Source organism: Mycobacterium sp. DL99 (genome assembly GCF_004762045.1).
Classification (GTDB): domain Bacteria; phylum Actinomycetota; class Actinomycetes; order Mycobacteriales; family Mycobacteriaceae; genus Mycobacterium.
Map to the genome: position 1 here is coordinate 2053484 of NZ_SJOM01000007.1, position 25522 is coordinate 2079005.

A 25522-nucleotide genomic window follows, 5' to 3' on the forward strand; every position below is an offset into this window, starting at 1 on the left:
CAGTGCGGCGTCGGGGCTCACGGGACGTCCTCGGTCAGGGGGTTGATCCGGCCGAGGTAGTAGTCGTCGTCGGTGCTGCCCGGCGCCATGTCATGCGGGGGCGCCTGCATGCCGGGTTGCAGCGGAGCCAGCAGCTTGTCCTTACCCCAGATCAGATCTGCCCGGTTGTCGTCGGCCATCTCGTATTGGTTGGTCATGGTCAGGGCACGGGTCGGGCAGGCCTCGATGCACAATCCGCACCCGATGCAGCGCAGGTAATTGATCTGGTACACCCGGCCGTAGCGCTCACCCGGCGAGAACCGTTCTGCGTCAGTGTTGTCGGCGCCTTCGACGAAGATGGCGTCGGCCGGGCAGGCCCAGGCGCACAACTCGCAGCCGATGCACTTCTCCAGGCCGTCGGGGTAGCGGTTGAGTTGATGGCGGCCGTGATAGCGCGGCGCGACCGGACCCGGTTCTTCGGGATACTGTTCGGTGAGTGTCTTTTTGAACATCGAACTGAACGTGACCGCGAATCCGGCCAAGGCGTCGAGGAACTTAGGCATCGACGGCCTCCTTTCCAGCGTTCGGCAGCGGCGGTACCGGATAGGCGCCGGCGCTCTGCTGCGGTATCGGCTGAACGGTTCTGGCCCGCAGTGCCTTCCACAGCGCGACGGCCAGCACCGTGACGACCACTACCGCGGTGGTCACCAGGCCGGTGGCCCAGTTGTGGTAACCGTGCTCGCGCAGGCTGTGGGTGACAGCGACGACCATGATCCAGACCAGGGACACCGGGATGAGCACCTTCCAGCCCAGCGCCATGAACTGGTCGTAGCGCAACCGGGGCAGGGTGGCCCGAAGCCAGAAGTACATGAACATGAACGTCCACACCTTGGCGGTGAACCACAGCAGCGGCCACCAGCCGCTGTTGGCGCCGTCGATCAGGTTGAACGGGAACGGCGCATGCCAGCCGCCGAGGAACATCGTGGTGGCCAGAGCGGAGACGGTCGTCATGTTCACGTACTCGGCGAGCATGAACATGGCGAACTTGAGCGACGAGTACTCGGTGTGGAATCCGCCGACCAGTTCTCCCTCGGCCTCGGGCAGATCGAAAGGCGCCCGGTTCGTTTCGCCCACCATCGAGGTCACGTACACCACGAACGACGGCAGCAGCAGGAACACGTACCAGGTGCGGTCCTGCGCCGCGACGATGCCGGAGGTGGACATGGTGCCCGCGTAGAGGAACACCGCGGCGAACGACAAGGCCATCGCGATCTCGTAGGAGATCACCTGGGCGCTGGATCGCAGGCCACCCAACAGCGGGTAGGTGGACCCGGATGCCCAACCCGCCAGAACGATCCCGTACACCCCGATGGAGGTGACAGCGAGGATATAGAGCACCGCCACTGGGAGATCGGTCAATTGAAGTGCGGTGCGGTGACCGAACACTGACACCTCGCCGCCCATCGGGATCACCGCGAAAGCCATGAAGGCGGGGATCACCGAGATGATCGGTGCGAGTAGGTAGATCGGCCTGTCTACACCTGCAGGAACGAGCCCTTCCTTGAGAGCGAGTTTCACGCCGTCGGCCAAGGACTGCAGCAGACCCCACGGACCGACGCGGTTGGGGCCGGGTCGCAGCTGCATGCGGCCCAGCACCTTACGCTCGATCAGGATCGCTGCGAGCACGGTGAGCAGCAGGAAGACGAACACCCCGAGCGCCTTGGCCAGGATCAGCCACCATGGGTCGTGACCGAACAGGGTGGGGTCGGGGTACGTCATGAGTCGGCCCGCGCGATCGAGACCAAGCCCCCGGCGGTCACCCCGAGTTGGCGATGGATCGCTGACCCCGGAGAATTGGTGGGCAGCCACACCACCCGGTCGGGCATCTCGGTGACCGACAGCGGCAGCGTGACGGCGCCGCGGTCAGTGCTCACGGTCACCGGATCTCGCGGTGCGACACCGAGTTCGGCGGCCGTGGCCGGGGACAGGCGCACCACGGGACTGACCGCGGTGCCGGCCAGGTACGGTTCGCCGTCCTGAAGGCGTCCGGCGTCGAGCAGCTGGCGCCAGCTGGCCAGCACGGCCTGCCCGGGGCCCGGGGTCGGCGGCGGCGCGGGCACTGCCGACGGTTCGGCGGCGCGGGGTCCGGTCCAGGTGCCGAGCCCGGCCAGCTCGCCGTCGGCGGCCTCGGGTCCGGTCAGGCCGAGATCGACGCCGATCTCGTCGGCCAGGTAGTGCAGGACGCGAAGGTCGGGGATGGCGTTGGTCTGCAAGGCCGGTCTGAACGGGCGAATCCGGCCTTCCCAGTTGAGGTATGCGCCGCCTTTCTCCACCACCGGCGCCACGGGGAAGACCACGTCAGCCAGTTCGGTGACCTCGCTCTCACGCAACTCGAGGCTCACCACGAACGGAGTGGCGCGCAGCGCCGCCAATGCGGCGGCAGGGTCGGGAAGGTCGGCGACCTCGACACCGCCGACGATGAGCGCCGAGAGCGTTCCGTCGGCGGCCGCGGCCAGGATGGCGCTGGTGTCGCGGCCCGCGGTGTCAGACAGGTCGGACGTGTTCCACACCGCGGCGGTCTGGGCCCGGGCGTCGGCGTCGTCTACGGGGCGGCCGCCGGGCAGCAAGTTGGGCAGGGCACCGGCCTCCAGAGCGCCGCGCTCACCGGCCCGGCGTGGAATCCAGGCCAGCTGGGCGCCGGTGGCCGAGGCAAGCCGCAGCGCGGCCGACAGCGCACCGGGCGAGGTGGCCAGTCGTTCACCCACCAGGATCACCGCACCGGGGCGACGCAACCGCTCATCGGTTTCCAGCGCCTCCAGCGCGCCAGCTTCGGCCCCAGGGACCGTCGGGACCAGTGTGCCCACCATCTTGGTCAGGCCACGGCTGGCGAACGGGGCCACCGCGAGTACCTGCAGGCCGTTCTTTCGGGCGGCTTTGCGCAGGCGCAGGAAGACGATCGGGGATTCCTCTTCGGGCTCCAGCCCGACGAGCAGCACGGTCGGCGCCTTCTCCAGTTCGGCGTAGCGCAGTGTGATGGGATGCCCGGCGACGTGTGCCGCGAGGAAATCAGCCTCCTCGCCGGAATGCGGGCGGGCACGGAAGTCGATGTCGTTGGTGCCCAGAACCATTCGAGCGAACTTCGAGTACCCGTATGCATCCTGCACAGTGCAGCGCCCGCCCACCAGCACGCCGGTGTTGGCACCGGAGGCCAGCAGGCCCGCTCCGGCCACCGTCAGCGCCTCCGACCACGAAGCCGGTCGTAACGCACCGTCTTCACGGATCAGCGGCGTGGTGATCCGGTCACCGACCGTCGCGTAGGTGAATGCCCACCGGCCCTTGTCGCAGTTCCACTCCTCGTTGACCTCGGGATCATCCCCGGCCAAGCGGCGCAGTACCTTTCCGCGTCGATGATCGGTGCGCTGGGCGCAACCCGACGCGCAGTGCTCACAGACGCTGGGGCTGGAGACGAGGTCGAACGGCCGGGCCCGGAACCGGTAGGCCGTCCCGGTCAGCGCCCCCACCGGACAGATCTGCACGGTGTTGCCGGAGAAGTAGGACTGGAGCGGTTCCCCCGGGGCGATGCCGACCTGTTGCAGCGCACCGCGTTCCAGCAGCTCGATGAACGGGTCACCGGCGATCTGCGCGGAGAACCGGGTGCAGCGTGCGCACAACACGCACCGTTCGCGGTCCAGCAGTACCTGCGCGGAAATGTTGATCGGCTTGGGGTAGGTCCGCTTGACGTCCTCGAACCGGGTTTCCGGGCGCCCGTTGGACATTGCCTGGTTCTGTAAGGGACATTCGCCGCCCTTGTCGCAGACGGGGCAGTCCAGCGGATGGTTGATCAGCAGCAGCTCCATCACGCCGCGTTGTGCTTTGTCGGCGGCCTCGGAGCTGTACTGGGTGTGTACGACCATGTCCGGGCTGACCGTGGTGGTACACGAGGCCATCGGTTTGCGCTGACCCTCGACCTCGACGAGGCACTGTCGGCACGCCCCGACCGGATCGAGCAGCGGATGGTCGCAGAACCGGGGGATCTGGACACCCATCAGCTCGGCGGCGCGGATCACCAACGTGCCCTTGGGGACACTGATCTGCTCGCCGTCGATGGTCAGCGGCACCATCTCCACCGGCGGGGCGTCCTTGGTCGGCTCAGCCAATGTCACGTACGGCCCCCTTTCCTCGCGGTGAGAAATCTCGCGGTGAGAAACATCTACGCACCCGCCCCTTCGGTCGCCATCAGCGTCGAGGCGTGCGGATCGAACGGGCACCCACCGTCCAGGTGCGCCACGTACTCGTCGCGGAAATGCTGGATCGAGGACATGATCGGGCTGGCCGCACCGTCTCCCAATGCGCAGAACGACTTTCCGAAGATGCCGTCGGCGATGTCGAGCAGCTTGTCGATATCGGCCTGGCTACCCGCACCGGTTTCCAGCCGGGCGTAGATCTGGGCCAGCCAGTAGGTGCCTTCGCGGCACGGTGTGCACTTTCCGCAGGACTCGTGGGCGTAGAACTGGGTCCAGCGCCGCACGGCCCGCACCACACAGGTGGTCTCGTCGAAGATCTGCAGTGCCTTGGTGCCGAGCATGGACCCGACGGAGGCCATGCCCTCGTAATCCAGTGGCACGTCGATGTGTTCGGCCGTGAGTAGCGGTGTCGACGAACCGCCCGGGGTCCAGAATTTCAAGGTGTGCCCGTCGCGGAGCCCGCCGGCATAATCGAGCAGTTCGCGCAGCGTGATCCCGAGCGGTGCCTCGTACTGGCCGGGCCGGTTGACGTGGCCGGACAGCGAGTACAACGTGAAGCCGGGGGATTTCTCCGAACCCATCGACCGGAACCAGTCCACCCCGTTGACCAGGATGGGCGGGACACTGGCGATGGACTCGACATTGTTGACGACGGTCGGGCAGGCGTACAGGCCCGCGACGGCGGGAAACGGTGGCCGCAACCGCGGTTGGCCGCGCCGGCCTTCCAGGGAATCCAGCAGCGCGGTCTCCTCGCCGCAGATGTAGGCGCCCGCACCGGCGTGCACGGTCAGCTCCAGATCGAAGCCCGAGCCGAGGATGTCGGTGCCCAGATATCCGGCCGCATAGGCTTCGGCGACCGCGGCCTGCAGACGCCGCAGCACCGGCACCACCTCACCTCGCACGTAGATGAACGCATGGCGGGCCCGGATCGCGTATGCCGCGATGATCACACCTTCGACCAGGAAGTGCGGGGTGGTCAGCAGGAGTGGAATGTCCTTGCACGTACCGGGTTCCGACTCGTCGGCGTTGACCACGAGGTAGTGCGGCTTGGCCCCCGCGCCGTCTTCGCCCTGCGGGATGAACGACCACTTGGTCCCGGTCGGGAACCCGGCGCCGCCGCGTCCGCGCAGTCCGGAATCCTTCACCAGCGCGATCACGTCGTCCGGCCCCATCGCCAGGGCCCGCTGCAGCCCGCGGTAACCGTCGTGGCGGCGGTAGGTGTCCAACGTCCACGGTTCTGGTTCGTCCCAGAATCGGCTGAGTACCGGGGTCAGTGCGGTCATGTGATCGGACCTGCCTCAGGAGCGGACATTCCGCGTTTGTGGGCTTCACGCAGGCCGGCCAGGGTGGCCGTGCCGGGGGCGCCGCCCGGTGTATGCGGATTGGTCAGGCCCGCCAGGGTGCGCGCCGTTTCCCGGAAGGTGCACAGGGGTGCCCCGCGCGTCGGTGCCGGGGGCGTCCCGCTACGTAAGCCGTCCACCAGATCCCGTGCCGACGACGGAGTCTGGTTGTCGTAGAACTCCCAGTTGACCATCACCACCGGGGCGTAGTCGCACGCCGCGTTGCATTCGATGTGTTCGAGGGTGACCCGACTGTCGGGGGTGGTCCCCCCGGCGTGGATGTCGAGATGATCCTGTAGTGCGTCCAGGATCGCGTCGCCGCCCATGATCGCGCACAACGTGTTGGTGCAGACGCCGACGAGGTAGTCGCCGGTAGGGGTACGCCGGTACATCGAGTAGAACGTGGCCACGGCGGTGACCTCGGCATGGCTCAGGTCCAACAGCGCTGCACAGAAACCGATTCCGGCAGGGGTGAGGCAAGCGTCCTCTGCCTGCACCAGATGAAGCAGCGGCAGCAGGGCGGAACGGGCGTCGGGATAGCGGGCGGTGATCTGCTCGGCGTCGACAGTGAGCCGGGCCGTCACCTCGTCCGGATACGCCGCGGGCCCGTTGATCGGCGGGCCCGCTTCATCGGGGCGCTGCCCCAGTTGAATGAATACGTCGCTCATCCGTGCTGTCTCCTCTTCGCGCAAGCGCTCCTGCCCGGTTTCCTCTTCGCGCAAGCGCTCATCAGCGATCAACTCCACCCATGACCGGATCAATCGACGCCACCGCGGCAATGGCGTCAGCCACCATGCCGCCCTCGCACATCGCCGCCACCGCTTGCAGATTCGTGAACGAGGGGTCGCGGTAGTGCACGCGGTACGGCCGGGTGCCACCGTCGGACACGATGTGCACCCCGAGCTCCCCGCGCGGGGACTCCACCGCGACGTACACCTGCCCGGCCGGTACCCGGATGCCCTCGGTGACGAGCTTGAAGTGATGGATCAGCCCCTCCATGGAGTGGCCCATGATCTTGGCGATGTGCTCGGGGGAGTTGCCCAGCCCGTCCGGGCCGAGCTTGAGATCGGCCGGCCAGGCCAGCTTCTTGTCGGTGATCATCACCGGACCGGGGCCGAGTTTCTCCAGTTTGGCCACGCACTGCTCGACGATCTTCAACGACTCGCGCATCTCCTTGACCCGGATGATGTACCGGCCGTACGAGTCGCAGCGGTCATCGGTGATGACGTCGAATTCGTAGTCCTCGTAACCGCAATACGGTTGTGCACGACGCAGATCGTGGGGGAGTCCGGTGGAGCGCAACACCGGGCCGGTGATCCCGAGCGCGATGCACCCGGTCAGGTCGAGATATCCGACACCGACCGTGCGGGCCTTCCAGATGTAGTTCTCGTTGAGCAGATCCTCCAAGTCCTGCAGGCCTTTCGGCAGCAGATCGAGCAGCGCGCGAATCTGGCTCACCGCATCGTCGGGTAGGTCGGCGGCCAGCCCGCCCGGTCGGATGTAGGCATGGTTCATCCGCAGGCCGGTGATCGACTCGAAGACCCGCAGGATCTCTTCACGTTCCCGGAATCCGTAGAACATCGCGCTCATCGCGCCGAGCTCCATCCCGCCGGTGGCCAGCGCCACCAAGTGCGAGGAGATCCGGTTGAGCTCCATGAGCATCACCCGGATCACGCTGGCGCGCGGCGGGATATCGTCGGTGATGTCCAGCAGCTTCTCCACACCCAGGCAGTACGCCGTTTCGTTGAAGAACGGCGAGAGGTAGTCCATCCGGGTGACGAACGTGACGCCCTGCGTCCAGTTGCGGTATTCCAGGTTCTTCTCGATGCCGGTATGCAGATAGCCGATGCCGCAACGGGCTTCGGTGATGATCTCGCCCTCGATCTCCAGGATCAACCGCAGCACCCCGTGGGTCGACGGATGCTGAGGACCCATGTTGACCACGATGCGTTCGCCGGCATGCTCGCGGGCCGCAGCCACCACGTCGTCCCAGTCCTGTCCGCCGACCACCACGACGGGGGATTCGGTACTCATCAGGTGTAGGACCTCCGCTGATCGGGCGGCGGGATCTGCGCGCCGTGGTATTCGACCGGAATACCGCCCAGCGGATAGTCCTTGCGCTGGGGATGGCCGACCCAGTCGTCGGGCATCTCGATCCGGGTCAACGCCGGATGCCCGTCGAACACGATGCCGAAGAAGTCGTAGGTCTCGCGTTCGTGCCAGTCGGTGGTCGGATAGACCGAGAACAGCGACGGAATGTGCGGATCCGCATCGGGCGCCGCGACTTCCAGCCGAATCCGGCGGTTGTGGGTGATCGACATCAGCGGGTAGACCGCATGGAGTTCGCGGTCGGTGTCGTCGGGGTAGTGGACACCGCTCACACCGAGGCACAGCTCGAACCGCAATTGGGGATCATCGCGCAAAATGCTGGCCACAGCGGGGAGTTGGACCCGGCTGACCTCCAGGGTCAGCTCATCTCGATGAACCACCACGCGCTCGATCGACACCGCATAGCGCTCCTCTCCGAGGATCTCGGTGAGCAGGTCCACCACCTCGTCGAAATACCCGCCGTAGGGGCGCGGGGAACTGCCGGGTAATGCCACCGAACGCACCAGCCGGCCGTACCCCGACGTGTCGCCCGTGCCCGAGGCGCCGAACATGCCGCGGCGCGTCGCGATCACCTCGGGCCCCTGGCCGGTACCCTCGGTGCTTCCGTTGGCCGTGCTCACCGCAGCAGACCCTTGAGTTCGATGGTGGGCGTGACCGCCAGCGCTGCCTTCTCGGCTTCCCGGATCGCCTCCTCGCGGTTCACCCCGAGTGGCATCTGCTGAATCTTGTCGTGCAGCTTCAGGATTGCGTGCAGCAGCATCTCCGGTCGTGGTGGGCAGCCGGGCAGGTAGATGTCGACGGGCACCACATGGTCGACGCCCTGGACCACCGCGTAGTTGTTGAACATGCCGCCGGAGGAGGCGCAAACCCCCATGGCCAACACCCATTTCGGCTCGGCCATCTGGTCGTAGATCTGCCGCAGCACCGGTGCCATCTTCTGGCTCACCCGGCCCGCCACGATCATCAGATCAGCCTGCCGCGGCGTCGCCGAGAATCGTTCCATCCCGAACCGGGCGATGTCGAAACGCGGTCCGGCCGTCGACATCATCTCGATTGCGCAGCAGGCCAGGCCGAAGGTGGCCGGCCACAACGACCCCTTGCGCACGTATCCCGCGACCGCTTCGACCGTCGACAGCAGGATTCCACCGGGCAGACGTTCCTCTAGTCCCAATTCAGGCCTCCTCGCCGCCAGACGTAGGCGTACGCCACGAACACCGTGAGCATGAACAGCAACATCTCCACCAGCGCGAACAACCCGAGGTTGTCGAAGGCCACCGCCCACGGATAGAGGAAGACGATTTCGATGTCGAACACGATGAACAACATCGCGGTCAGGTAATACCGGATGGGCATGCGTTGGCCGGTCACGCCGGCGGCGCCGGGCTGCATCGGCTCGATACCGCATTCGTAGGCCTCGAGTTTGGACCGGTTGTAGCGGCGCGGGCCGATGACGAGCGCGATCCCCACGGAAACCACGGCGAACGCCGCCGCGATCGCTCCGAGAACCAAGATGGGCGTGTATAGATTCATGCCACTTATCGCTCCCTCGGTGGGCTGTCGATGTGAGCTAACCCACAGCCTAGCGAGGTTTGCGGCCTGTGCCACACATTTTGGTTAGTATCGTTTCATATCGGGGCAGCGTGTCGCTGCGGCCAGAGCCATGCCGCGAACAATCAACGGCAACACGGCAATTCGAAAAAGAGTTACTGGACCGGGGCGCGCAGGAGCGACACCACCGCATCGCCCAACCGGATCGGATCGATCGGGTGCGGCACGGCCGCCTCGGCCCGTGACCAGCTAGCCAGCCAGGCATCGTCAGGACGCCCGGTCAGCACCAGGATCGGCGGGCAATTCGCGATCTCGTCCTTGAGTTGTTTGGCGACGCCCATGCCCCCGGCTGGGGTGGCCTCACCATCGAGGATGGCCAGGTCGATACCCCCGGCGTCCATCCGCGAGATCACCATCGGTGCGGTGGCGATCTCCACGTATTCCAGTTCGGGCAGTTCCGGATGCACGCGTTTGCCCAGTGCGAGACGTACCTGTTCGCGGGTGCGCGGGTTGTCGCTGTACACCAGGATGTGCAGCGGCGCGGGGCCGGCCATGAAACCGATGCTACTGCGCGGGGCCCCGTGGGCCGGACAACTCAGCGAATCCTGTTGTGGGGCATCAGACTCGGGTGAACAGAAGTTCACCGGACAGGACTGTGGTCGGACCGACCATCCCCAGCAGGTCTCCCGACACGCCGAAGTCGTCTCGTTGAACCTGGCACTGGCCCGACAGCCGCAGCGCGCCGTCGTCGAGGACCTGCACATCGACCGGTAAATCGATGGGCTTCGACACTCCGCGAACCGTCAGGACCGTCGTCAACTGCACCCTGTCGTCGGACGGGCCCAAACCCGTCACCTCCATCGTGATGCCGGGATGGGCCTGGGCATCGAAGAAGTCGGCGGATCGCAGATGGTTGTCCCGCTTGCTGATCCCGGTGCGCACCGATGCCGCGGCGATCACCACCCGGCCGTTCACCCCGGCGCCGGCGGAGCCTTCACCGGTGAACTCGGTGAACCGCCCGGTGACCGTCGACAGGCCCCACAGTGTCTTGTTCCGAAACGTCACGGCGGACCGATCCGGAACCAGTGTCCAGTTCCCGGCGCTCGCGGTGAGGATGTCGCTGATCGTGGCCATGCCATCTCCAGTCTTGTCGGGCCGGATGATCGGCTCGGGTCAGGTGAGCAGCGGCGCGATGTCCTTCGGATCGAAGTACTCGTCGATGCGGTGGATCAGACCGTCGGTACCCACTTTGATCACGATGCACACCCGCAATGCGATCAATGTGCCGTCAGGTGCACCGGCGTGCAGGACGTGCTGCTGGACGAATCCGCCGTCGAAGAACTGCCGGTCCAACACCTCGTAGCGGCGCTCCCGGGTGGCGTTGATGAACCAGTCGATGACTTTCAACGCGCGGGGCCGGTCGTTGTCCCTGGCATCGCCGGCGTGCCACACGGCGACGTCGTCGGCCCACAGTTGAGCGACACCGGCCTTGTCGCCGCGCTCGATCGCGTCGAACAGTCGGTGCGCGACGTCGTCGATGACTTCGACTTCGGCAGGGGACATCATCGGCTCCTCGGGTAGGGCTTGACCTCAATGGCTATTCAGGTTTCAGACTCGAATCATGAACTCCACGCCTGCACAGTCGCTGTTCGACGAAGCCTATGAGTCCCGGACCGCGCCCTGGGTCATCGGCGAGCCGCAACCGGCCATCGTCGAGCTGGAACGCACCGGTCGTGTGGGCGGCAAGGTGCTCGATGTCGGCTGCGGCGCTGGTGAGCACACCATGCTGCTGACCCGGCTCGGGTACGACGTTCTCGGTATCGACTTCTCCGAACAGGCCGTCACCCAGGCCCGGGAGAACGCCGCGCAGCGGGGTATCGACGCGCATTTCGCCGTCGCCGACGCGACCCGCCTCGGTGCGGAGCAGGACCCGCGTTACGACACGATCGTCGACAGTGCGCTGTTTCATGTCTTCGACGATGCCGACCGGCCGCGTTATGTGGCCAGCCTGCACCGGGTAGCCCGGCCTGGTGCGACGGTGCACGTCCTGGCGCTGTCCGACGCGGGTCGTGGGTTCGGACCCCAGGTCAGCGCCGAGGTGGTCCGCCAGGCCTTCGCCGATGGCTGGGAGCTGGAGGCGCTGGACACCACGACATACCGCGGCGTGGTGGGCGCGGCCCATGCCGAGGCGCTGGGGGAGCAGGTCGGAGCCCGGGTGGACGAGCCGGCGTGGCTGGCCCGGGTCCGCAGGCTCTGACGGGTTCACGGTTCGTCGTAACCCGGATGCGCGGCGGCAAGCCGTTGACGCACCAGGATGCGTAGGCAGGCGGTGACGTCGTCGGCCCGGTCATCGAGTTCGCCGGCGCGGATCGCCGCCGCCAGCGCGGCCTCATCGGTGAACCCGACCCCGGCCAAGGCCTCAGACGAGGCGGTGGCCGCAGCAGGGGTGTCGGAGGCCATCAGTTCGCGTTCGACCATCCGTAGCGCGTTGGCGGCGACCCTGGCCTGAAATTTCACCGGAGCTGCGACCGTCTCACTGTCGCGCACCTCGGTGTCGAGAAATTCCGCGACCGCGGCGACGAGTTCGGCCGCGGTCGGCCGTCCGTACAGGTTGCTCACCAGCTGCTCCCGTCCAGCAGACACAACAGGTCCCACTCGGTCTCACAGACTCGACGCCCGATCGTCGCCAGCTCTACCGACGGGGTCTGCCCGCTCAGGTGTCGTTCTGCCTGATAGCGGCAGATGACACCCCAGCGCAGCGTGGCGAGCACCAGCCACCAGCGGATCGCGGACCTGTCGAGGGTGACGCCGCCGGCTTCCTCGTAGTCGTTCAGAAAGCTCTCGATGCTGCCCAGCCCGCCTGCCCCGAGGGCGGGCGGGGCCCCGAACCGCCAGGCCCGGATGCAGAACCAGGCCAGGTCTTCGTACACCTCGCCGAGGTGCACCAACTCCCAGTCCAGTACCGCGGCCAGGCCTGAGTCGTCGACGATCACATTGCCCATCCGGAAGTCACCGTGCACCAACCGCAGCGGCGACGCGGGCGGCCGGTTCGCGGCCAGCCAGCGAAACACCCACTCGAAAGTGGCTGTGGTATCGCCCATCTCGTCGAGCTGCTCCCGCCATTGGGATATCTGGTCCTGCTCGACGAGGCCGGGTAGCGCGGGCGGCTCGGCCCGATGGATGGCAGCCAGCGCCTGTGCGCACTGAGTGAGCAGCCGGGCCCGGCCGGCATCGTCGAGCGTGCGTTGAATGCGTCGCACGATGGTCTCGCCACCGATGAAGTCACAGATCAGGAAGGGATCACCCAGCGCGGCAACGGAATTGTCGGCGATCAGTACGTGGGGGACCGGCGCCCCGGCCAGAGCCGCCGCCCGTTGAGCGCCGGCCTCCAGCTCCATCCCGGCATGTACCTCATCGGGTGCCCCGGTGCGCAGGATCAACGGGCGCCGAGCCGAGTCCGTGATGGCGTCGAAGGACCACGTGGTGCGGCTGGCTCCGCCGGTCAGCTCACGCAGGTCCTCCACGGCCACCCGGTCGCCGAGCACCGGGGTGAGAACATCGACCAGCCGGGAGGTGAGCAGGCCGGTCTCGGTCACCGCTTGGCCTTGCCGAACCCGAACAGCCGCTGCGCCACCCGGCGCATCTGGATCTCCTCGGCGCCTTCGGTGATGCGGTAGCGCCGGTGGTGGCGGTAGATGTGCTCGAACGGTTCGTGACGGCTGTAGCCGATGCCACCGTGCACCTGCATGGCCCGATCGGCCGCTTCGCACACCAGGCGGTTGGCGCGGTAGTTGGCCATCGACACCTTGTCGGACACTTCCATGTGGTGGTTCTGGTCCAACTGCGTCGCGGCGTAACGGACGAGCAGCCTGACCATCTGCGCTTCGGTCTGCAATTCCACCAACGGCCACTGCACGGCCTGGTTCACCGCCAGCGGCTTGCCGAACACCATGCGTCGGTTGGCATAGTCCACTGCACGATCGATACAGAACTGGGCCGCGCCCAGGCTGCTGGCGGCCTGACGAATCCGGTTCTCGTGCAGGAACGTCTGTCCGACCTCCAGTCCGCGGTCGATCTCGCCGAGCACCGCATCGGCAGGCACCCGCACGTTGTTCAACTCGACCTCGCCGTGATCGGTGGGCATGTTGAACGTCCACCAGTAGAACGGGACGGTGAATCCGGGCGAGTCGGTGGGCACCAGGAATGCGGTGATGCCACGGGCCTGGCCGGGCTCGCCGGAGGTCCGGGCGAAGATCAGATCGTGGGTGGCGCGGTGTACTCCGGTGTTCCACCGCTTGCGGCCGTTGATGATCCAGCCATCTCCGTCAGGTATCGCCGTGGTCTCCAGCCAGGTGGCATCCGATCCGTGGTCGGGCTCGGTCAACCCGAACGCCATCGAACGCCTGCCGGTGAGCATCGCCTCGACCCAGTCGGCCTTCTGCGCCTCGGTGCCGAACCGGTCCATCATGATCACCTGCGGGAAGTTGCCCACGATCGAGGACTCGTCCTGCAGGTCGTTGTGCAGTCCGAGGCCCTTGTGCGCCAGGTGTTCCCGGATGACGGCCATATCCAGGTTGCTACCGTCCCGCCCGCCGAACCGGGCGGGCAGACCGTAGCGCAGCCATCCGGCCGCATCGGCCCGGCGACGCATCTCGTCGAGCAGATCCTCCCAGGCCCGGGCGGGCACTCCGCCGTTCTCCCAGTCGGTGCGGGCATATTCGCGGCGCTGGTCGAAGTACTGCATATGCTCGCGCTCAAGCGGCTTGATCTCGGCCTCGATGAACTCGTCCATCTCGGTGAGCACAGTCGAAAGATGGTCGGGTAAAGCGAAATCCACGATGATCTCTCTTTCTCGGGTCAGAAGCTCGGGTCAGAAGCCGTACAAGGTTCTCTTCCAGATGGTGGACAGGGTGGCGATGGCGTCGGCATCGCTGATCTCGATACCCAGCCCGGACTGGCCGACGAAGACTGTGGTGAAGTTCTCGAACAACAAGGCGATGGCCGCGCCGACATGTTCTGGATGCAGTCCTTTAGCGTGGCCCTGCCCCTGGGCGTGGTGCACCGATGCGATGACGATGTCGATACCGAACCGGCGGAACTTGTTCTGCACGTCGGCGAATCGCTGCTGGGTGGCCGCCAGTTGGGCGACGGCGATCATGATGCCGATGTTCTGTTTGAAGATGTTCCAGTAGCCGGTGACCACCGTGGTGAAGAACTCGGTGTCGTCGGGAGGGTCCGGCAGGTGCAGGTTCAGGCCGGATGGTTCCACGACGTCGTGCAGGAACGATTCGGCCAGCGCTGCCAGTAGATCCTCTTTGTCGGTGAAATACCGGTAGAACACCGCCGGGCTCTTGCCCGCGGCCGAGGTGATGTCGGACAAGGTGGTGCCGTGAAAGCCCCGCTCGGCGAACAGTTTCCGCGCGGCCAACTCAATGGCAGACCGCGTCTGGCGACCCTTGGTGCCCAGCTCGGCAGCGGTCATCGACGCCTCAACCCAAGATCCGGTCGCCGGCCCGCAGCAGCGCGCTGGGAAGCTCATGGCCCACGGCGTCCTGGGCGACACGGGCCGCGTCGATGGCGGCGGTCAGTTCGACATCGACGTCGATATCGCTGTCGCGCAACATGTAGACGAGGTCCTCGGTGGCGATGTTGCCGCTGGCGCCCGGCGCGAACGGGCAGCCGCCCAAACCGCCGACCGACGCGTCCAGGCGGGTGACCCCGGACTGCACGGCCGCGTAGGCACTGGCCAGGCCTGCTCCGCGGGTGTTGTGGAAGTGTGCCCCCAGCGGCAGGTCACCGATCAGCGGCCGGACCTTCTCGATCAACGAGCTGACCCGGCGCGGGGTGGTGGTGCCGATGGTGTCGGCAATGGCTATCCGTTTCACGCCGAAACCTACTGCAGCCGAGGCGATGTCGAGCACCCGCTGCGGATCGGTCGGGCCGTCGAACGGGCAGTCCCACGCGGTGGCGATGATCACCTCCACCGAGGTGTCGCTGTCACCCGCGATGGCCACGATGTCGGCGATCTGTGCCGTGGCCTCGGCCGAGGTGCGTCCCACGTTGGAATGGGAGTGGGCATCCGATGCGGATACCACGTACTCGATGGAACGCAGGCCGGCGGCGATGGCTCGTTTGGCGCCGTTGGGGCTCGCGACCAGCGCGGAGAACTCCACCTCGGGAAATCTATAGAGCTCTTCGGCGAGTTCGGCCGCGTCGGCCAGTGCCGGCACCTTCGACGGTGAGACGAAGGCGGTGGCCTCCACCTCCCGCACCCCGGTGGCGACGATGGCTTCGAGGATCGCGACCTTGGCGGACAACGGAATCGGCGTCTCGATCTGCAGGCCGTCCCGCAGGCACACCTCGCGGATATCGACCTTCGTCGGCAGGTTCATCTCACAGCACCCCCTCTGCGCGCAGGGTTTCCAGGTCTTGTGCACTGCGCCCGAGCAGGTCGCCGTACACCTCGTCGTTGTGCTGGCCCGGTCGGGCTGAGCCGGCGTTGCGGATCGTGCCGGGTGACGCGGAGAGCACCGGGACGACGCCGGGGCCTTTTACGGTCCGTCCGATCCGCTCATCGAAGTGGTCGGCGATCATCCCGCGGGCCTGCAGTTGCGGATCTTCCACCACCTCGGCCACGGTGTTGATCGGCCCGCTGATCACACCGGCCTGCGACAGGGTTTCGATGATCTCCTCCGGCTGCCGCTTGCCGGCCCAATCGCCGATGATCTTGTCCAGCTCGTCCTGATTGCGGCCGCGGGCAACGTGATTGGCGAATCGATCGTCGGTTGCCAGCTCGGGGCTCCCCATCGCCGCGCACAGCCGGCGGAACACGGTGTCCTGGTTGGCGGCGATCACCACCCAGCTGCCGTTGGCGCTCTGGTAGATGTTCGACGGCGCGATACCTTCCAGCCGCGTGCCCGACGGCCCGCGTACCACCCCGCCGATGTCGTAGTCGGGGATGGTGGATTCCTGTATCGCCAGACAACTTTCGGTGAGCGCGGTGTCGACGATCTGCCCCTCGCCGGTGACGGTCCGCCGGTACAGCGCGGCCAGGGCGCCCTGGGCGGCGAACATGCCGGCCAGGCTGTCGCCCAGGGACAGGGCCAGCCGCGGTGGGGGGCCGCCGGGGAACCCGTTCATGTGCCGCAGCCCGCTCGACGCCTCGGCCACCGAGGCATAGCCGGCCTTGCCGGCGTCCGGCCCGGTCTGTCCGTATCCGGATACCCGCACCAGGATGATGCCCTTATTGCGTTCGCGCAGAACGTCGTAGCCCAGATTCCACTTCTCCAGGGTGCCGGGCCGGAAGTTCTCCACGATGATGTCCGACCGGTCGACCAGCTCGAGGAACAACTCCCTGCCCTTGGCGGTCCGAAGGTCCAAGGTGACGGCCTTCTTGTTGCGGGCGTGCACGGTCCAGAAGAAGTGGTGCCCGTCGAGCTCGGCCTGCCCCCAGGTGCGCAGCGGATCCGGGGTGGCCGGCAGTTCGATCTTGATGACCTCGGCACCCATGTCGCCGAGCAGGCGGCCGGCGAACGGACCCGAGATCAGGGTGCCGAGCTCGATCACCCTGATGCCGTCCAAAGCTCCGGTGGTCATGCCGGATCCAGCGGAAATCCGTGCCGGTGCAGCCAATCCGTGCAGATCGCGACGGCCTGGCGGAGAGTGTCGCGCTGATCCGGGCCCGAGTAGTAGTGGTTGGCGCCGGGGATCTCGTGCATCTCCTTGTCGGAATGGCCGATCGCCTCGTACAGCCGGCGGGTGTGGCTGGGGGTGCAGGCGTCGTCGGCCAGGTTGCCGATCACCAGGGCGGGGATCGCGATATCAGGCCCGGCCTTGACGGCGTCGCCGTTGGCGTCGTCGTAGCTCCACTGCGATAGCCAGCTGCGCAGCGTGCAGAATCTCGCCAGGCCGACCGGGCTCATGTTGACCACCTGGGGATCACCCAGATAACACGTACCGGGTTGGCGATCGTTGGGGTCGACGGTGGGGTCCAGCCACCGCGGGTCCGCCATGGTGCCGTGCACGACGAAGGCGAACTCGTCATCGGGACGTCCGGCGGCCTTGAGTTCCGCCAGCTTTTCTTTGACCCACTTGGTGATTCGCCGGTTCCGGGCGATCTGGGCCTGGTGGTAACGCTCCAGGAACTCCGGCGTGTAGGGCGGCTGGTTGGGGTTGTCCGGGTCGTAGAGATCGAGTTCCGGGTCCCGCTTGGTCGGGTCGTTCTCGTCGAGGATGGACGCGTCCATCCATTCGGTCATCGTGCCGTGCCGGCTGATGTGCGCGGCCAACAGCATGATTCCGTCGGCGGGGATCAGGCCGAGCTTGGTGAGGTCTGGCCCGTCACCGGACGGGCTCGCCGTCACCGTCGGATGCTGGGCCTGCTGTTGGTAGAACACCGACAGCGACCCGCCGCCACTCCATCCGGCCAGGACGACCTTGTCGTAGCCCAGTCGGCGCTTGGCGTCCTTGATGCACTCGCCGAGATCCTCGACCACCTTCTCCATGAGCAGTGCCGAGTCGGTGCCCCGGAACCGGCTGTTGCAGTAGATGACGTGGTGTCCGGCGCGGGCCAGGGCATTGATCATGGGCAGGTACGCGCCGCCGCCGATCGGGTGCATGAACACCAGCACTGTATCTGATGTCGCCGCCGGGGCGGCTCCGACGGCCGACGGCTCTGGCGCTTTGGGCCGCAGCAGGTAGCTCTCCAGCACGACGAGTTCTGCGACGCCGCCGTACACGTCGCGCACCGACGAGTTGTTCTGGTAGGCAACCAGATACGGGATGCGGTCGTATTCGTGCTTCACAGGCGCTTCAACAGTTGTCATCTCTAGTGCTGCCCCAGATCGTTGGCGAGGATTTCGGCGGACGGGATGAGACGGCGGCGGGTGTCGATGGCGATCACCGACCAGTCGACGCGGTCGTAGTCGTCGAACTTTCGGCGGGCACGTTCCCGCGCCTTCTCCGGGGCTCCGTGGTGAACACCCTGTGGTGCATGGGAAACCAGGCCGGGCGGCATCGGGATGCCGTACAGCGAACCACCGTGGAAGAACGCGATCTCGTCGTAGTCGACGTTGCGGTGATACCACGGGGTGCGCTCGGTGCCCGGCACGGTTTCGGCGGGCTTGGGCAGGAAGTTCATCACGTACACACCGGTGGCCTGCATGAAGAGGTGCACGGTCGGTGGCAGGTGCACGCTCTCGGAAGTGATGACGGTGTAGTCCTCGATATTGAAGGTGAACGGGAAGTTGTCGCCCCGCCAGCCTTCCACGTCAAGGGGATTGTGTTGGTAGAACAGCGAAGTCGGCCCGCCTTCATGAATCAGACGGACCTCGTATTCTCCGGCGTCCTGCGGCCCGACGCCGTCGTCGATCGGCTGCGGCTCTGGAATGGTGACCTGCGCCGGGTCGAACGGGAAGTGGCGGCCCAGGGTGCCGGCCGGCGGGACCCGGAAATCGTCGGTGGCCTGGATCATGAGCCACGTGCTCTCGGTGTCCGGCACCTGGCGGAACGTGCAGGCCTTCGGGATGTAGACCCAGTCGCCCTCGCGGTAGCGCAGCGGGCCGAACTCGGTCTCCAGGAGGCCCGATCCCTTGTGGACGAACAACAGTAGGTCGCCGTCGACGTAGCGGACGAAGAACGGCATCTCCTCGGTACGCCGGCTCAGCAGCACCTGGCAGTCGGCGTTGGAGAACATCAGCAGCGGGCCGCCCTGGGCATCGGTGGCGTCGCTGGGCTTGAGCTCACTGGACAACACGTCGGTGGGGCGCAGCGGGCCGACGGTGCGGTAGGCGGTGGGGTCGTTGCGCCGGTACATGTTGGCGGTCCGGCCGACGAAACCGCCGCGACCGAGTTCGTCGTCCTTGAGGCCGTCGAGGTCGGCATGCACCCGTTTCGGGGTCTTGCCTTTACGCAGGTGGACGAAGGATTCCATGCTCGACTCCTGAAAGGTGCGGGGCAAAAACTGAAAGTGACTTTACTTTTTGTTAAAGCCGGTGACAAGGGGTTCTGCGGACTGAACTTCCGCGTTTTGGGCCCGGCTTCCCGGGGTAGCCCTCCAGCGGGCGCCCAGGCTGGATCCTGCCCGTCGGTGTGAACGAAAGGACTGTCATGAGAAAGGAATTGGAAGGCCGCAGGGTCGGGATTCTTGCCGCCGACGGTGTCGAGCGCATCGAGCTCGAACAACCCCGCGCGGCCGTCGAGAACGAGGGCGGTCACGTCGAGCTGCTGTCACTGAGGGCCGGTGAAATCCAGGCTCGTGATCACGATCTCGAACCGGCGGGCACCTTTCCGGTGGACCGCACGGTTGCCGAGGCTAAGGTCGATCAGTTCGACGCGCTGATCCTGCCCGGGGGGACCGTGAATCCGGACAAATTGAGGCTCGACAAGACTGCGGTGGCGTTCGTCCGCGATTTCGTCCGATCGGGCAAGCCCGTCGCGGCGATCTGCCACGGACCGTGGACCCTGGTCGAGGCGGACGTGGTACGCGGCCGGACGCTCACCAGCTATCCGAGTATCCGCACGGATCTCGGGAACGCCGGTGCGACCGTGGTGGACCGGCAGGTCTGCATCGACGGCAACCTGATCACCAGCCGCGCCCCCGGCGATCTGCCCGCGTTCTGTGAGGTGATCATCGAGGCGTTGGCGTGCACACCGGCCCAGACGTGAGCGCCGGTCGACCCCGTCAGATCATGGACGTTCGGGGGATCTTCATGCCCAGCGCCAATGCACCGGCCAACTCGCGGCTGGTGTCGTAGTCGAACACCACGTGGCCGGACAGGACGTCGACGTCGCGCTTGAACCGCTGCAGCGGGCTGGACAGGAAATGGATGCTCGCGCCGCCTGCGCCCAGTAGATCGGCGATCACCGCCTTGGACTCGCTGACGATATGCGCGGCCGACAGCCGGGCCTGCGCGCGCACCGGCTTGTCCACCGAGTCTCCGGCCGCCACGATGGCCTCGATCTCGCCGACGGTGTCGGCCAGCAGGGCGCGCAACGCCCGCACCCGCACCTGCGCCCCGGCCAGATGGGCCTGAGCGATCGGCTTGTCCTTCTGTATGACGCCTTCGTAGGGCAGCACTCGTTCGCCGAGGCGCTGCGCGTAGATCTCGGTGACCCGCTCGGCGCTGCCCAGCGCGGGCATCGCTGCCAGCAGGGCCAGGGCGGGCACCATCGGCCAGCGGTAGGAGGCGCTGTCGTGTAATCCGGCGCCCGGGGCCGTGCCGGAATAGATGTCGAGCACTTTCACCAGTCGGTGCTCCGGCACGAAGACGTCGGTGGCGATGACGTCGTTGGAGCCGGTGGCCCGCATGCCATCGGTGTGCCACACGTCGGCCACGGTCACGTCGCTGATCGGCAGCAGCGCCAGCGCCGGATACAGCGCATCGTCGGGGCCGCACAGCGCGGCGACGATGATCCAGTTGCCGTGCATGACGCCGGTGGCCCAGGACCACCTGCCGGTCAGGCGGATCCCGCCGTCGGCCGGCAGCCCGCGTCCGGTCGGCGCGAGTGGGGCCGGGGCCAGGAACGGTCGGCTCGCGAACGCCTCCTCCTGGGCCTGCTCACCGAACAGCGCCAGCATCCAGTTGTGCAGTGCCAGGAAGCCGATGGTCCAGGCGCTCGACGTGCAGCCATGGGCCATTCGGCGCACGGGATCCAGGACCGCCGGGAAATCTGCCTGCTGACCGCCGTAGCGGGCGGGCACCAGGAGTTCGGTGAAACCGGATTCCACAAGTTCGGTCACCGTCGCGTCGGGAAGCCGGCGCAGCTCTTCGGCTTCAGCGGCCCGCTCGGCCAGTCGTGCGACGAATTCGGTGGTGATGGAGCGCTCAGTGATGGGGGGTGACGTCATGGTCCGAAAGCTACCATACTTTTTAGTATGGTCAGGTTTGGGGCCTGTCGGAGGGCTCCGAGCGGGCATTTCGAAAACCGGTTGGCGACGATCGGATAACCCTCCGGACACCAGTTGTGAACAGAAAGGCATCGGCGTTCATCGAGTGCGGTGGGCGCGGACCGGGGGTTGGCGGCGTTTTCCCAGGTAGATCAACTGGGTGCGCGTGATAGATAAAGCCGAATTCACTTTTTTGAATCCGTAGATATGCAGTTCGGCGGCGCGCGGCGGGTTTTCCACCGTCGTGGGCCCGTGATTTACTCATGGCGCAACAACTGAATTCTTCGGTCCGCTCTTCAGAGGCACCGGCTCGGGCGAGCGGGCGTGACAGTGCAGTGACTCCGTCGCTGCGGTGTCGCTGGGCGATGCTGATCGCTGATCGCGCAAATGGCGTAATGACCGGAAGACGGATGGATTCGCAGTATGACCTTCATTGACAAGATTCGTGGCCATTGGGCCCGCCGCATGACGGTGGCGGCTGTGGCAGCCCTGATGCTGCCTGGCTTGATCGGCGTTACCGGCGGATCGGCGACCGCGGGGGCATTCTCCCGGCCGGGCCTGCCGGTTGAGTACCTGATGGTCCCGTCGCCGTCGATGGGCCGTGACATCAAGATTCAGTTCCAGAGCGGTGGGCCGGGTTCGCACGCGGTGTACCTGCTCGACGGCCTGCGCGCCCAGGACGACTTCAACGGCTGGGACATCAACACCAACGCGTTCGAGATGTTCCTGAACAGCGGTCTGTCGGTGGTCATGCCCGTCGGTGGTCAGTCCAGCTTCTACACCGACTGGTACTCGCCGGCCTGCGGTAAGGCCGGCTGTGTCACCTACAAGTGGGAGACCTTCCTGAGCAGCGAGCTGCCGGCATGGCTGGCCGCCAATCGCGACGTCGCGGCCAACGGCAACGCCGCGATCGGTCTGTCGATGGCAGGCTCCGCCTCGCTGATCCTCGCGACCTACCACCCGGACAAATTCATCTACGCCGGTTCGATGTCGGGCTTCCTCAACCCCTCCGAGGGCTGGTGGCCGTTCCTGATCAACATCTCCATGGGTGACGCCGGCGGCTTCAAAGCCAACGACATGTGGGGTCCGACGGAAGACCCGAACAGCGCCTGGAAGCGCAACGACCCGATGTTGCAGATCCCGACGCTCGTCGCCAACAACACCCGCCTCTGGATCTACTGCGGTAACGGCCAGCCCAACGAGCTGGGCGGCGGCGACCTGCCTGCCACCTTCCTCGAAGGCCTGACCATCAAGACCAACCGCACCTTCCAGGACAACTACATCGCCGCGGGTGGCACCAACGGTGTGTTCAACTTCCCGGACAACGGCACGCACAACTGGGCCTACTGGGCCCGGGAGCTGCAGGCCATGGTTCCGGACCTGCAGCGGGTGCTCGGCTAAGCCGAACAACACGCGATAACGAAATCGCCCAGAACACCATGTGTTCTGGGCGATTTCGTTGTGTGCGGGTCCGTACCTGGTCTGGAAGCCGCCGGAGACCTTCGCCACCGCACGTCCTGAGTACCAGCCGGCCCAGGCCGCGCCGCCGTACTCCGGGGTGTTCAGCACATCGGTCGGCGTCGTCACCCCAGTTGGCCGAGCAGACGCAAAAACCCCCCAACACCATGGTTTTGGGGGGTTCTCGCGTCTGCTCGCGCAGAAAAAAAGGGCTACTTCAGTTCGGCCGAGGACAGCCCCAGCAGGCGGCGGGCGACCACCAGCTGCTGGATCTGCTGCGTGCCTTCGAAGATGTCGAGGATCTTGGAGTCGCGGGCCCACTTCTCCAGCAGGGTCTGTTCGGAATAGCCGGTGGTACCGGCCATTTCGACGGCCTTGAGGGTGATGTCGCTGGCCACCCGGGCGGCCTTGGCCTTACCCATCGAGGCTTCTTTGGAGTTGGGGATGCTGTTGTCGGCCTGCCATGCGGAGCGGACGGTCAACAGGTACCCGGCCTCCCAGTCGGCCTCCATCCGCAGGAACTCCGCCGCGGGGGCGCTCTGCGCATGGGCCGGCTTGTCGTAGGAGATCTCGATGCCCGCATCGGTGAGGATCGCGCGCAGGTCCTCCAGCGCGGCCCGGGCGATGCCGACCGCCATGGCCGCCACGATCGGCCGGGTGTTGTCGAAGGTCTCCATGACCCCGGCAAAACCCTTCTCCACGTGGATCTCCGGATCACCCAGCAGGTTGTCCTTGGGGATGCGGGCGTTCTCGAAGCGGATCACCGCGGTGTCGGACGCCTTGATGCCCAGCTTGTGCTCCAGGCGTTCGACGGTGACGCCGGGATGTTCGCGCGGCACGATGAACGACTTGATGGCCGCCCGGCCCAGCGACTTGTCGAGCGTCGCCCACACCACGATGTGGGTGGCACGCGAACCCGCGGTGACGAAGATCTTCTCGCCGTTGATCACGTAGTCGTCGCCGTCGAGCACCGCGGTGGTCGTCACCGCCGCCGAGTCCGAGCCGAAGCCGGGCTCGGTGATGGCCATGGCCGCCCACACGTCCTTGCCGAGGCGCTCGAGCTGCTCGGGGGTGGCCACCGAGGAGATGGCGGCGTTGCCCAGGCCCTGACGCGGCACTGACAGCAGCAGGGCGACATCGCCCCAGCTGACCTCGAGTGCGTTGACGAGTGCGGACATGTTGGCGCCGTTGACCGTGACCTTGTCGCCCTTGGTGTTGGCGTCGTCGCGGAACGCCTCGGCGCCGGCGAACGAGATCGTCTTGGCTTCCGAGATGCCTTCGAACAGCGTGGCCAGCGTATCCAGCTCGACCGGGTAGGCGTGCTCGGCGAGGTCGTACTTGCGCGAGATCGGGCGAAGCATCTCGGCGGCGCCCTGGTGGCCCTTCTCGATGACCGCCTGCAGCTTGCGGGGCATTTCCAGATTGATTGCCATGATTAGTCTTTCAGCTCAGAAAAGGAATGACACCGGGCTAGATAACGACGACACCCTCGGCGACGCCGATGGCCCGCAGATCGCGGTACCAGCGCTCGACCGGGTGCTCCTTGGTGTAACCGTGACCGCCCAGCAGCTGCACGCCGTCCAGGCCGATCTGCATGCCCTTGTCGGTGCCGAGCTTGCGCGCGAGGGCGGCCTCGCGGGCGAACGGCAGACCCTGCTCGGCGCGAGCGGCGCCGCGCCAGGTGATCAGCCGCAGGCCGTCGAGCTCGATGGCGATGTTGGCGGCCATGAACGCCACCGACTGACGATGGGCGATCGGCTCGCCGAACGCGGTGCGTTCCTTGATGTAGGGGATGACGTAGTCGAGCACCGCGTGCGAGGTGCCGACGGCCAGCGCGGCCCAGCCCAGCCGGGACAGCGCGATCGCTTCGGAGTAGTCCTGATCGGTGGCCCCGTCCTCGCCGAGGAGGTTGCCGAGCGGCACCGCCACGTTGTCGAGTTCGATCTGGCCGAGGGCGGCGGCACGGATGCCCATGCTCGGGTCGGCCTTGACGGTAAGCCCGGCCGATGAGGCTTCGACGATGAACAACGCCGGCTTGCCGTTCAATTGTGCTGCCACGATGAACAATTCGGCATCGGCGGCGGCCGGCACCAGCGACTTGACGCCGGAGAGGCGGTAGCCGCTGGGGGTGCGCACCGCGGTGGTCTTGAGCGCGGTGGGGTCGAACAGGGCGTGCGGCTCGGCGATCGCCACGCACGCTTGCGGCACGTTCTCGCCGGCGAAGTCCTTGAGATAGGTGGCCTGCTGGTCGGCGCTGCCCCAGTGGGTCAGTGCCGAGGCGACGCCACCGGGAGCCAGGATCGGCAGGGCCAGACCCATATCGCCGTAGGCCAGTGCCTCTGCGACGAGTGCATTGGTCACGGTGCTGCGGTGTTCGGCGATGCCGTCGAAGTCCTCGGGCACGTTGACGGCGGTGATGCCCAGTTCAGCGGCCTTGGCGATCAGATCCGCGGGGTAGGCGGCGGCTTCGTCGGCGTCATGCGCGGCGGGGCGCAGGATCTCCGCGGCGAATTCGGAAACCGTCTCGACGATCATCTGCTGGTCTTCGTCGGGGGTCAGATCGAAGTAGTCGGCCCCGCTGGACTTCAGCCGGGTCGGTGCCTTGCCCAGGCCCTGAACCCGCTGGAATTGCCGGGTGACCGCACCTGCAGCCGAAAAGCCGTGTTTGACACCGTATTTGATACCGCGATTGAGCGAATCCCGCAGGCCGTAACGGTCCAGGAATTCCTGACCGACGATGGGCGTGATCAGCGCCAACCCGATGTCGGTCGCGGTCCGTTTGTGCTTGTGCAGCCCGACCGCGCTTTGCTGGCCGGAGCTGGAGGGACGGGAGGGGGTGCCGTTCTTGGACGGCAGGGTGTTGGTCATGTCAGCTGCCTCTGCTGGTCGGGGCGACGCATCTGACCGTATCTTACTCCAGAGTAAGGTATGGCATCTGTTACCAACTTCACACCGTC

Annotated in this window: 26 protein-coding genes; 3 read left to right on the plus strand and 23 right to left on the minus strand. The window is 66.4% G+C overall.

What is annotated here, in order from left to right; translation table 11 throughout:
• Positions 1 to 17: 17 nt before the first annotated feature.
• The 12 genes from nuoI to EYZ64_RS10380 all read right to left on the minus strand — a co-directional run bounded on the left by nuoI (position 18) and on the right by EYZ64_RS10380 (position 10783).
• Positions 18 to 542: an NADH-quinone oxidoreductase subunit NuoI gene (gene nuoI / locus EYZ64_RS10325; protein WP_135453353.1), complete on the minus strand. Its 525-nt coding sequence runs from the start codon at positions 540 to 542 to the stop codon at positions 18 to 20.
• Positions 535 to 1758: an NADH-quinone oxidoreductase subunit NuoH gene (gene nuoH / locus EYZ64_RS10330; protein WP_135453354.1), complete on the minus strand. Its 1224-nt coding sequence runs from the start codon at positions 1756 to 1758 to the stop codon at positions 535 to 537. The genes nuoI and nuoH overlap by 8 nt, the downstream gene beginning before the upstream one ends.
• The gene (locus EYZ64_RS10335; protein WP_135453355.1) at positions 1755 to 4142 is read right to left on the minus strand and encodes an NADH-quinone oxidoreductase subunit G; all 2388 of its coding nucleotides are present in this window, start codon (positions 4140 to 4142) and stop codon (positions 1755 to 1757) included. Before EYZ64_RS10335 ends, nuoH begins: the two co-directional genes overlap by 4 nt.
• A gap of 47 nt (positions 4143 to 4189) precedes the next feature.
• Positions 4190 to 5506: an NADH-quinone oxidoreductase subunit NuoF gene (nuoF, locus tag EYZ64_RS10340; RefSeq protein ID WP_135453356.1), complete on the minus strand. Its 1317-nt coding sequence runs from the start codon at positions 5504 to 5506 to the stop codon at positions 4190 to 4192.
• Positions 5503 to 6231 (minus strand): NADH-quinone oxidoreductase subunit NuoE, encoded by a 729-nt coding sequence (gene nuoE / locus EYZ64_RS10345; protein ID WP_135453357.1) that lies wholly within the window; start codon positions 6229 to 6231, stop codon positions 5503 to 5505. The genes nuoF and nuoE overlap by 4 nt, the downstream gene beginning before the upstream one ends.
• Before the next feature lie 61 nt (positions 6232 to 6292).
• On the minus strand, positions 6293 to 7597 hold the full coding sequence (gene nuoD, locus EYZ64_RS10350; RefSeq protein WP_135453358.1) for an NADH dehydrogenase (quinone) subunit D: 1305 nt from the start codon (positions 7595 to 7597) through the stop codon (positions 6293 to 6295).
• Complete coding sequence (locus EYZ64_RS10355; protein ID WP_135453359.1) at positions 7597 to 8292, minus strand: NADH-quinone oxidoreductase subunit C; 696 nt, start codon at positions 8290 to 8292, stop codon at positions 7597 to 7599. The genes nuoD and EYZ64_RS10355 overlap by 1 nt, the downstream gene beginning before the upstream one ends.
• On the minus strand, positions 8289 to 8843 hold the full coding sequence (locus EYZ64_RS10360; RefSeq protein ID WP_029106617.1) for a NuoB/complex I 20 kDa subunit family protein: 555 nt from the start codon (positions 8841 to 8843) through the stop codon (positions 8289 to 8291). The genes EYZ64_RS10355 and EYZ64_RS10360 overlap by 4 nt, the downstream gene beginning before the upstream one ends.
• Entirely contained in the window at positions 8834 to 9202 is a 369-nt protein-coding gene (locus EYZ64_RS10365) for an NADH-quinone oxidoreductase subunit A (RefSeq protein WP_055112226.1), read from the minus strand. Before EYZ64_RS10365 ends, EYZ64_RS10360 begins: the two co-directional genes overlap by 10 nt.
• 173 nt (positions 9203 to 9375) lie before the next feature.
• Positions 9376 to 9774, minus strand: a complete 399-nt coding sequence (locus EYZ64_RS10370; protein ID WP_135453360.1) for an Rv3143 family two-component system response regulator — start codon at positions 9772 to 9774, stop codon at positions 9376 to 9378.
• 64 nt (positions 9775 to 9838) lie between these two features.
• The gene (locus EYZ64_RS10375; protein ID WP_135453361.1) at positions 9839 to 10354 is read right to left on the minus strand and encodes a YceI family protein; all 516 of its coding nucleotides are present in this window, start codon (positions 10352 to 10354) and stop codon (positions 9839 to 9841) included.
• 39 nt (positions 10355 to 10393) lie between these two features.
• Positions 10394 to 10783: a nuclear transport factor 2 family protein gene (locus EYZ64_RS10380; protein ID WP_135453362.1), complete on the minus strand. Its 390-nt coding sequence runs from the start codon at positions 10781 to 10783 to the stop codon at positions 10394 to 10396.
• A 58-nt stretch (positions 10784 to 10841) separates the two neighbouring features.
• On the opposite strand from EYZ64_RS10380, the gene EYZ64_RS10385 reads away from it, so the two are divergent.
• A complete protein-coding gene (locus tag EYZ64_RS10385) occupies positions 10842 to 11477 on the plus strand; it encodes a class I SAM-dependent methyltransferase (protein ID WP_135453363.1) in 636 nt (211 codons plus the stop codon).
• Between the two features lie 5 nt (positions 11478 to 11482).
• Here EYZ64_RS10385 and EYZ64_RS10390 read toward each other — a convergent pair whose 3' ends face one another.
• Genes EYZ64_RS10390 through EYZ64_RS10425 form a run of 8 tightly spaced genes read right to left on the minus strand, consistent with a single transcriptional unit; the run spans position 11483 to position 19151 of the window.
• Positions 11483 to 11839 carry a DUF6285 domain-containing protein gene (locus EYZ64_RS10390; RefSeq protein WP_135453364.1) on the minus strand — a complete coding sequence of 119 codons (357 nt, stop codon included), beginning with the start codon at positions 11837 to 11839 and terminating at the stop codon, positions 11483 to 11485.
• A complete protein-coding gene (locus EYZ64_RS10395; protein ID WP_135453365.1) occupies positions 11836 to 12816 on the minus strand; it encodes a phosphotransferase family protein in 981 nt (326 codons plus the stop codon). Before EYZ64_RS10395 ends, EYZ64_RS10390 begins: the two co-directional genes overlap by 4 nt.
• Positions 12813 to 14057 (minus strand): acyl-CoA dehydrogenase family protein, encoded by a 1245-nt coding sequence (locus tag EYZ64_RS10400; protein WP_135453366.1) that lies wholly within the window; start codon positions 14055 to 14057, stop codon positions 12813 to 12815. Before EYZ64_RS10400 ends, EYZ64_RS10395 begins: the two co-directional genes overlap by 4 nt.
• A 33-nt stretch (positions 14058 to 14090) precedes the next feature.
• A complete protein-coding gene (locus EYZ64_RS10405; protein WP_135453367.1) occupies positions 14091 to 14702 on the minus strand; it encodes a TetR/AcrR family transcriptional regulator in 612 nt (203 codons plus the stop codon).
• A 7-nt stretch (positions 14703 to 14709) separates the two neighbouring features.
• A complete protein-coding gene (locus EYZ64_RS10410) occupies positions 14710 to 15612 on the minus strand; it encodes a hydroxymethylglutaryl-CoA lyase (protein ID WP_135453368.1) in 903 nt (300 codons plus the stop codon).
• A 1-nt stretch (position 15613) separates the two neighbouring features.
• Positions 15614 to 16816 (minus strand): CaiB/BaiF CoA transferase family protein, encoded by a 1203-nt coding sequence (locus tag EYZ64_RS10415; protein WP_135453369.1) that lies wholly within the window; start codon positions 16814 to 16816, stop codon positions 15614 to 15616.
• Positions 16813 to 18045, minus strand: a complete 1233-nt coding sequence (locus tag EYZ64_RS10420; RefSeq protein ID WP_135453370.1) for an alpha/beta hydrolase family protein — start codon at positions 18043 to 18045, stop codon at positions 16813 to 16815. The genes EYZ64_RS10415 and EYZ64_RS10420 overlap by 4 nt, the downstream gene beginning before the upstream one ends.
• A 2-nt stretch (positions 18046 to 18047) precedes the next feature.
• Complete coding sequence (locus EYZ64_RS10425) at positions 18048 to 19151, minus strand: homogentisate 1,2-dioxygenase (protein WP_135453371.1); 1104 nt, start codon at positions 19149 to 19151, stop codon at positions 18048 to 18050.
• Positions 19152 to 19327: 176 nt separating this feature from the next.
• Here EYZ64_RS10425 and EYZ64_RS10430 point away from each other — a divergent pair, with 176 nt between their 5' ends.
• On the plus strand, positions 19328 to 19885 hold the full coding sequence (locus tag EYZ64_RS10430; RefSeq protein WP_135453372.1) for a type 1 glutamine amidotransferase domain-containing protein: 558 nt from the start codon (positions 19328 to 19330) through the stop codon (positions 19883 to 19885).
• 16 nt (positions 19886 to 19901) lie between these two features.
• Here EYZ64_RS10430 and EYZ64_RS10435 read toward each other — a convergent pair whose 3' ends face one another.
• Complete coding sequence (locus EYZ64_RS10435; protein WP_135453373.1) at positions 19902 to 21068, minus strand: acyl-CoA dehydrogenase family protein; 1167 nt, start codon at positions 21066 to 21068, stop codon at positions 19902 to 19904.
• A 462-nt stretch (positions 21069 to 21530) separates the two neighbouring features.
• Here EYZ64_RS10435 and EYZ64_RS10440 point away from each other — a divergent pair, with 462 nt between their 5' ends.
• Positions 21531 to 22508: an esterase family protein gene (locus EYZ64_RS10440; RefSeq protein WP_135453374.1), complete on the plus strand. Its 978-nt coding sequence runs from the start codon at positions 21531 to 21533 to the stop codon at positions 22506 to 22508.
• Between the two features lie 269 nt (positions 22509 to 22777).
• Here EYZ64_RS10440 and EYZ64_RS10445 read toward each other — a convergent pair whose 3' ends face one another.
• Both EYZ64_RS10445 and EYZ64_RS10450 read right to left on the minus strand, forming a co-directional pair.
• The gene (locus EYZ64_RS10445; RefSeq protein ID WP_135453375.1) at positions 22778 to 23998 is read right to left on the minus strand and encodes an acyl-CoA dehydrogenase family protein; all 1221 of its coding nucleotides are present in this window, start codon (positions 23996 to 23998) and stop codon (positions 22778 to 22780) included.
• Positions 23999 to 24035: 37 nt separating this feature from the next.
• The gene (locus EYZ64_RS10450) at positions 24036 to 25433 is read right to left on the minus strand and encodes an acyl-CoA dehydrogenase family protein (RefSeq protein WP_135453376.1); all 1398 of its coding nucleotides are present in this window, start codon (positions 25431 to 25433) and stop codon (positions 24036 to 24038) included.
• Between the last annotated feature and the right edge of the window lie 89 nt (positions 25434 to 25522).